The sequence below is a fragment of the Microcella sp. genome (assembly GCF_033763155.1).
Classification (GTDB): domain Bacteria; phylum Actinomycetota; class Actinomycetes; order Actinomycetales; family Microbacteriaceae; genus Microcella.
Genome location: NZ_JANRKZ010000247.1, coordinates 1 through 7,062 on the forward strand (window position 1 = coordinate 1; position 7,062 = coordinate 7,062).

The 7,062-nt window shown below is 65.0% G+C and carries 6 protein-coding genes; 1 reads left to right on the forward strand and 5 read right to left on the reverse strand.

Annotated features, from left to right (window positions below; genetic code table 11):
* Positions 1-448: 448 nt before the first annotated feature.
* A complete protein-coding gene (locus SFU54_RS10645; protein WP_319016251.1) occupies positions 449-1,213 on the reverse strand; it encodes a hypothetical protein in 765 nt (254 codons plus the stop codon).
* 135 nt (positions 1,214-1,348) lie between these two features.
* Here SFU54_RS10645 and SFU54_RS11745 point away from each other — a divergent pair, with 135 nt between their 5' ends.
* Positions 1,349-1,585: a PLDc N-terminal domain-containing protein gene (locus tag SFU54_RS11745; protein ID WP_413466605.1), complete on the forward strand. Its 237-nt coding sequence runs from the start codon at positions 1,349-1,351 to the stop codon at positions 1,583-1,585.
* A 466-nt stretch (positions 1,586-2,051) separates the two neighbouring features.
* On the opposite strand, the gene SFU54_RS10650 is transcribed toward SFU54_RS11745, so the two are convergent.
* From SFU54_RS10650 to SFU54_RS10665, 4 genes are all read right to left on the reverse strand, one after another.
* Positions 2,052-2,762, reverse strand: a complete 711-nt coding sequence (locus SFU54_RS10650; RefSeq protein ID WP_319016252.1) for a lysophospholipid acyltransferase family protein — start codon at positions 2,760-2,762, stop codon at positions 2,052-2,054.
* Positions 2,763-2,783: 21 nt separating this feature from the next.
* The gene (recQ, locus tag SFU54_RS10655; RefSeq protein WP_319016253.1) at positions 2,784-4,679 is read right to left on the reverse strand and encodes a DNA helicase RecQ; all 1,896 of its coding nucleotides are present in this window, start codon (positions 4,677-4,679) and stop codon (positions 2,784-2,786) included.
* 131 nt (positions 4,680-4,810) lie between these two features.
* Positions 4,811-5,470, reverse strand: a complete 660-nt coding sequence (locus SFU54_RS10660; RefSeq protein ID WP_319016254.1) for an NYN domain-containing protein — start codon at positions 5,468-5,470, stop codon at positions 4,811-4,813.
* An 80-nt stretch (positions 5,471-5,550) separates the two neighbouring features.
* The coding region (locus tag SFU54_RS10665) for a SulP family inorganic anion transporter (RefSeq protein WP_319016255.1) at positions 5,551-7,062 on the reverse strand (1,512 nt) is incomplete at its 5' end.

Here is a 7,062-nt window from a genome sequence, read left to right on the forward strand (position 1 = left end):
ACGCTTCGGCTCACGGCTCCGGTTCCCGGTGCCGCGACCGGGCGTCGGCCCGACGAAGACGCTGAGGCTGAGGCTGAGACTGAGACCGAGACCAAGACCAAAGCAGCCGAGAAGGGCTAAGCGACCGCGTCTCGGCCGCAGGGACGAGTAGTTGGCAGCATGCGGTTAGGAAGTTGTTGGTGCGCGGCTGGTTGGGTCGGGGTTACACGCTCTTTGTGACAAAGCGGATTTGAAGTGCTCGGGCCACGATGCAAAGGTGCTGTGCGCGTGTGTTTGCAAGGAGCAAATAACGATAGGCCCGACCTTGTGTTGCAGGTTTCAATCAGGCCGTCCTGCCTGACGGTTCTTGCGCGGCGTGCATGTCCGCGCGATTGGATAGGGACCCGTGCAGCATCACCGGATGCTGCACGGGCCTCAGAAGTCTTCACGTTTCAGCAGACCCTAAGGTCTAGCTGTAGGTCGCATAAGCCGTCGTCGGCGTGACCACCAAGTCAAGTCGGAACGGCGCGTTACCCCATCCTGCGGCGGAGAGATTCATCGAGTAACGGATCCTCCGAGAGTTATCCAGGGACTGTACGACCTCGTTGTTCACCGACAGCCATGTCACAGTCTGCGCCGTGCCTACGCGATACTGAGCCTTCGCGTTACCCGACCACCTCTGATAGTTGGCCCTGAAGCTGCTGCTCCAATTTATTCCGCTGTAGTAAACATGACAGTTGCTTGCATAATAGACGCCCGCGCTCGTCCCGTATGTGCATCCGGTAATGCCCGTTGCGAGCGGAGCCACTTGAAGGTCATCGGCAAGAGACCCACTGCGTCTCGTCTTGTCAATACCAAGAACGAATGGACGAGCCTCGGCGACGATGACGGCGAGCTGTTCGGGAGTTGCTGGAGTCCCGATCTCGACACCCGTTTCCAGACGAGAGCCGTCAGCGAACTCGCGAAGAGTCACCATGTAACCTTCACTCTCAAAGGTTGTCGTTGACGTCGGCGCAGCACCGGAAGCCGCCTTCCACTGACCTCCGGCGAGAGCAGTGCTCACAAGAGAGTCGTGAAACTTCGGATCAACTCCCGCATCGACGAGTTGGAGACGTAGCGTCGCTTCATCAACGATCGGATTGGGTTGGCTCTGAGCCGTGGCCGGCAATGCAGCCAAGGGCGCGATCAGGATCGCGGACGCTATCGCTGCGGTTGTCAAAGTCAAGAGCTTCATGTAGCTCGTCCTTCCATTAGTAGACTGAGTGTTCTACTATTTGGCGACGGGTTGAGAAAAGTCAAGAAAAACTTGCTTTTTGCAGCTTGGTCCGTCGAGATTACCCGTCTATTCGCAACCAGATTGGCGACGACTTTGGACAATCAGCTAGCACAGTTCGACATCCTCCTGACGATCTGCGTCGCTGCTGCAATCGTCATATCGTTAATTGCGTTGGTGCAGATCCTGCGATCTCCAGCGACACGAGGGCTTGAGGCCGCCGTGTGGGTCGCCGTCGTCTTGTTTGTGCCGATTCTCGGTTCTGTAGCGTGGTTTATTGCCACAGCACAACGCCGACCGCGCCGAACGACATCCAACGTTCAAGGTCGTTAGCGCCAAGTTCCCGTGGCAAGTCGCTAGACGCTCCCTTTGACGAGGTTAGGGACACCCTGCGGATGGGGTAGAGGCCTTCGATGCCCGGGCGGCGGGGTGCAAACCCCGTTTGTTTCGTCCGATGAGTTTCACCCGACACATGGGAGCAGGCCCGTGACACGAATAGTGGGCTAGGTAGTTGGTGACTGTCAAAGCTTCTGTAGAGGGCAGACCCGGCTCAGAACGATCTGACTGCGAAACAAACGCGCGCAACGATGGGCGGGCTGGCATACGTCGCTTCAGACTCTCGTTGTGTGCAGGATTCGGCGACGCTACAACACCTGTTGAACGTGAATCAATTAGCCGACTGACGCAGGCCTCTGATCGCCTTGAATCTAGGCGACTTCCACCTGGGTGGCGTTGGGCACCCTCAAGAATGGAAAGCTTGAGCTCAACAGAGGGCTGACTCTCGTCTAGCCTGGTATACCTACAACTCGGCGCGCGTGCGGAAGAAACGACGCACGCGCTCGCGCACCGTCGCGGGCGGCGGCTCGTTGTATTGGTCAACGTATTCCTGACCCGACATGCTCTGGATGCGCGCCATGATCGCGTCGGTCGCGTGACGGCGCGCGCGGCCCGATGACGCCGCGCCGAACGCGCTCACGTCCATCGGTTCACCAAATTCGATCGTGATGCGGGCGAGACGGATGCGCTTCGAGCCCACCGGCTGAAGGTCGTGCGTGCCCCGCAGCCCCACGGGCACGACGGGCACACCCGCCGTGAGCGCGAGCCAGGCAACACCGGTCTTGCCGCGGTAGAGCCGCCCGTCGCGCGAGCGCGTGCCCTCGGGGTAGATCGAGAAGGCTTGGCCCGCCTGCAACTTGGCAAGACCCGCGTCGAGGGCATCTTGTGCCGCCTGGCCGGCCCCGCGCTTGACGGGAATCGCCCCGACCCCCGAGAAGAATCCGCGAGAAATCGCGCCCTTGAGGCCTTTGCCCGTGAAGTACTCCTCTTTCGCGAGAAAGCTCACGGGCCGCCGGGCGAGCAGGCTGATGACGATGCTGTCGATGAACGAGAGGTGGTTGCTCGCGACGACCACTGCACCCTTCGCCGGCATGTTCGACCGGCCAATGACAGTGGGGCGCCAGACCAGTCGCGCGATGGGGCCGAGAAACGCCCGGGCGAAGAAGGTCAGCACCGCCCTATCGTGGCACGGTTTCTATTCCGCCGCGGGAATGTCGAGGGCGGGCGGCTCGTCGCCGCGCACGATCGCGAGCACCGCATCCCCGAAATTCTCCAGCTTGGCGGCACCCACACCGCTCACAGTCGCGAGTTCGTCGAGCGTCGACGGCTCGGTGAGTGCGATGCCGCGCAAGGTGGCGTCGGCGAAGACGACGTAGGCAGGGGCCCCGAGCGCTCGCGCGGTGGATGCTCGCCAGGCACGCAAGCGCTCGAAAAGTGAACTCGCGGCCGCGGGAAGGTCGGAGGGCGCGGCACGCCGAGCCGACCGGGTAGGGCGGGCGACCTCGCGGCGCAACCGCACCTCTCGGGTGCCGCTCAACACGGCGCCGCTCGCCTCGGTAAGCACGAGGGTTCCGTAGCCGTCGCCGTGCACGGCGAGCAGGCCCTGCGCGAGCAGCTGCCGCACAACGCCCCGCCACTCTTGATCGGTGAGCTCGGTGCCGATGCCGAACGTCGCGAGGTCGGCATGCCCCAGCTGCTCGACGCGCGGCGTGCGCTTGCCCAGCAGAATGTCGATGAGTTGCCCCGCCCCGTAGCGCTGGCGCCGCTCGCGCTCGAGTCGCACGATCGTCGAGAGCAGCTTCTGCGCCGGCACGGTGCCGTCCCAACTCTCGGGCGGCGCGAGGCACGTGTCGCAATTGCCACACGCGGTCGAGCGTTGGCCGAAGTACGCCAGCAGTTGAACCCGCCGACACTCGACGGTTTCGCACAGCGCGAGCATCGCATCCAGCAGCTGACTCATTCGGCGCTTGTAGGCCGCGTTGCCCTCGGAGCGATCGATCATCTGCCGCTGCTGCACGACGTCTTGCAGCCCGTAGGCGAGCCACGCCGTCGAGGGCAGGCCGTCACGACCCGCACGCCCGGTCTCTTGGTAGTAGCCCTCAACGCTCTTGGGCAAGTCGAGGTGAGCGACGAATCGCACGTCGGGCTTGTCGATGCCCATGCCAAACGCGATCGTCGCGACCATGACGATGCCGTCTTCGCGCAAGAAGCGCGACTGGTGGTTCGAACGCGTGGCCGCATCGAGACCGGCGTGGTACGGCAGCGCCGGGATGCCGTGCTCGGCGAGCGCGATCGCGGTCTTCTCGACGGATGCCCGCGACAAGCAGTACACAATGCCCGCGTCACCCGGGTGCTCGGTGCGGATCAACTGCAGCAGTTGCTGCACAGGCTGGTTCTTCGGCTCGATGCGGTACTGGATATTGGGACGGTCAAAGCTCGCCACAAACCGCCGGGCTTGCCCGAGGTCGAGCCGCTGCACGATTTCGGCAGCCGTCTCGGCCGTGGCCGTGGCGGTGAGCGCAATGCGCGGGATGCTCGGCCAGCGCTCGTGCAGCAGCGACAGCGCGAGGTAGTCGGGCCGAAAGTCGTGGCCCCACTGCGACACACAGTGCGCCTCGTCAATCGCGAAGAGCGAGACGCGGATGCGGTCGAGCAACTCGGCGGTGCTCGGCACGGTGACGCGCTCGGGCGCCATGTAGAGCAGATCCACCTCGCCCGCGAGCAGGGCGGCTTCAACGGCCCGCCGCTCGTCGGGGCCCTGGGTTGAGTTGAGGAACGCGGCGCGCACGCCGACGGCCTCGAGGGCATCCACCTGATCTTTCATGAGGGCGATGAGGGGCGAGATGACGACGCCGACGCCCTCACGCACGAGCGCGGGAATCTGGTAGCAGAGGCTCTTGCCGCCGCCCGTGGGCATGAGCACGAGGGCGTCACCGCCGCGCACGACGTGGTCGATGATGGCCTGCTGCTCACCACGGAAAGCCGGGTAACCGAATACGCGCTCGAGCACCTGCTGGGGGCTGGGCGCGGTCGTGGTCACTCGCCCCAGGTTAGTCGGCAGGGCTGACCGTGCCCGCCGCCTGCTCGCCATTGTGGAGAGGTGCCGTGGCGGTGACAAGGTGGACTGATATCGTTGACGTACTCCCCCGGGCGCTTCGGCCACCGGGTACGGGGCCCCTCCGGGGGCCCCTGTTTTTGTTAGCGCACACGTAAGCGGCGCTCTCACTGCCACTCAGCAGGCCGGTAGACAGTGTTGTCATCAGGTGTCACGACGGCCGACGGCAGCTGCGATGCGAGCAACACCGCTCTGCGGATGGGCTTGATGAACAACGGCCGCTGCTGCAAGAGACGCGCGGCAGGCGACTCGACGGGCGAGAAAAGCCCGAACCTCGCATCCAGCTCGTTGCTCAGCAGGCCGAGCATGTCAGCGAAGTCGGAGTCGTTCGACACGAGAACGTAGACGTCCGCTCGATCGTGGCTCGCATCGAAAACCATCCGTGCGGCGAGGTTAACGTCAGAGCCTTTCTCCTCCGTCTTTCGCACCTTCACACGACGCGGCACCCCCTCATCGTCAAGCTCGATCGGGATGACGGGGAGCCGTCGCGAATCGTGACGAAACTGTCCGAAGTGCTGACGAAGTGTGGGAAGCGATGCGAGTGCTCGAAGGTACGTTTGCTGACGAATGGGGGCCTGGGGGTCAGTGCCGAGCGCCGGCTTGACGAGGGCCGTGAAATATTCAATGCCGACGATGTCGTGCGTCGGGAGCAGAAGCTCAGACATGCGATTGAGGTCGAGCCACTTGGTGTCGGGATGGTGCTGCAGCTTTTGGCGGTAGAGGTTTAAGCCGTCGACATAGATGACCGCCCGGAGTCTGCTCACCACAACCGGAGCATCTCAGTGTGGCGACCTCGTCGGTCACGGCTTTCCCCAGGAGGGTGAGCAACGCCAGGGGGCGGCGGGGCCTACGACCCCGTGCCCGTCGCCTGCTCGCGCGCAATGTGCGAACGGGCGTGCTCGACGGCATCGTCGAGGGAGGCGACGAGGTGGTTCGGGTGCCGCAGCGCACCGACGACGCCCACCCGGGTCGCGAGCCGCAGGTGCCGCTCTTGAATGCCCTTGATGATCACGGTGATGCCGCGGCGTTCAAGGCCCTCGATGAGCTCCACGATGACGCGCGCACCCGTGGCGTCGAGGTCGCGAATCTGCGAGAGCCGCACGATCACGACGCTCACGCCCGCCGTCTCGCTGATGGCATCGGTCAGTCGTTCGGCCGCGCCAAAGAACAGCGCGCCGTCGAGGCGGAACAGCGCAATGCGCTCATCGCCCGGCTGCGGCTCGCCCGGCAGCGGCTCACGGATCACGCCGCTCGACGCAGCGAGCGTGCGCAGCGCAATGACGCCCGCCGCGAGAATGCCGATGCCCACGGCGATGATGAGGTCGAACGCGATCGTCACCACGGCCGTGGCGACGAAGATGAGGGCGTCAGACCGGGTGGCCGTGACGATGCGTCGCACGGTCGGCACCGACACCATGCGCACGGCCGTGACCATGAGCACGCCCGAGAGCGCCGCGAGCGGAATGGTCGCAACGATCGTGCTGGCCAGATACACAACACCGACGAGCACGAGCGAGTGGATGATCGCCGCGAGCCGTGACCGCCCGCCGGCCCGCACGTTCACGGCCGTGCGGGCAATGGCTCCCGTCGCGGGCATGCCCCCGAATAATCCCGAGGCGACGGATGCAAGCCCTTGCCCCACGAGCTCACGGTCGGGGTCGAGGCGGCCCGTGTCGGCGAGCGAGGCACCCACGCGGGCCGAGAGCAGAGACTCGATGGCGGCGAGCGCCGCGATCGTGGCAGCCGGAATCAGGAGGGCCGCGACATCCACCCCCGACAGGCTCGGCAGACCGGGAGCCGGCAACGATGCGGGCAGCGTGCCGATGGTGTCGACCGGCAGGGCAAACCAGGTCGCGGCGACCGTCACGATGATGATCGCGATGATCGAGCCCGGCACCCACGGCCGCACGAGTGGCGCGAGCACCATGATGACCGCGACGACGGCGACGATCGCGAGCGGCACGAGCGCGGCGGCCCAATCGGTCGCGGCGACCGTCTGCACGGCGGCCACGAGCGAGTTGGTGCTCGGCCCCGCGGGAGCCCCGAGAGCCGACGGCACCTGCTGCAAGAAGATGATGACGGCAATGCCGAGCGTGAAGCCCTCGATGACGGGCCACGGAATCACCGCGACCGCTCGCCCGAGCCGCAACACCGCGGCAATGAGGACCAAGACGCCCGCCATGATCGTCACGAGCGCGACGACTCCCGCGCCTTGCGCCGCAACGATGGGGCCGAGCACGACAACCATTGCGCCGGTCGGGCCCGAGACCTGGATGTTCGAGCCACCAAACACGGCCGCAACGAGCCCGGCCACAATTGCCGTGATGAGCCCCGCGTCAGCACCCGCGCCCGAGCTGAC